At 39.4% G+C, this 928-nt stretch carries 1 protein-coding gene; it reads left to right on the forward strand.

Annotated features, from left to right (window positions below; translation table 11 throughout):
• Positions 1-46 precede the first annotated feature (46 nt).
• Complete coding sequence (locus FKN05_RS16485; protein ID WP_170888019.1) at positions 47-811, forward strand: RNA-binding domain-containing protein; 765 nt, start codon at positions 47-49, stop codon at positions 809-811.
• Positions 812-928 lie beyond the last annotated feature (117 nt).

Genomic DNA, 928 nt, shown 5'->3' on the forward strand with positions numbered 1-928 from the left:
GCGGCGTTAGTTGTTTTACCAAACTTCAGAATAATAGGAAGCAAGTGTGATCATTAATAAGAACTGGGATTTAGATATCGCGTTTGAAGTAATCAACGATAGGTATTATCCCGGCGGTTTGCAAAGTGGTCCTCAACGGAATAGACAAATTGAAACTTGGGGTCAACTGGTTGGTAAAACTAGAGCGCTTGAGCAACTAGATTCGTTGATCGCGAGTTGTGGCTCTATAAATAAAATGTCTCAGTCTGTCCGTATGAGTTCGGGGAGCATTAAAAAACTTAGAACGTTTTTTGAGTCTCTTCCTGATGAACTGGAAATCGTTGAAGATAATGTTCAGCATAGATTCATTGAGGGTGAGGTTTGTTCTCTAGAAGAAGATTTGACCCATGAGTTTAAAGAAGTAAAAGGAAGTAATCCTGCAAAATCTATCCAGAACTTGGTTGACGAATACGTGGTTGCATTCCTTAACGGATCTGGTGGTAGTATTTTCTGGGGCATTTGCGACGATGGTAAAGTGAAAAGTTTACATCTATCAACGGCACAAAAGGACGAGATAAACAAAGTAGTTAACGCTAAGATTGGTACGATTCAGCCAGCAATAGATCCAACAAAAATCACCGTTAGATTTCACTCAGTAATAAATACCGAGAATGGGTATATTTTTGAAGTAAACGTCCCAAAATCAAACACCATTGGTTTGTTTTTCAATTCATCTGGTGACACTTGGGTTCGAGTAAATGGCTGCAAGCAAAAATTAAAAGGTTTAGCTCTGCAAGACTATATTCTAGAGCGTATGCAAAAAAACAACTAACAAACTGTTTAAGAGTGATTCGCAACGCGTGGCATTTTTACTATGCGTTGGTATCAGTGTTTAAGGTGGTATGCGGGAGCTTCGGTATTGCGTTGCTCACACCTTAACAGGGCGTTA

The sequence above is a fragment of the Vibrio sp. 1-1(7) genome (assembly GCF_013048485.1).
GTDB lineage: Bacteria > Pseudomonadota > Gammaproteobacteria > Enterobacterales > Vibrionaceae > Vibrio > Vibrio fujianensis.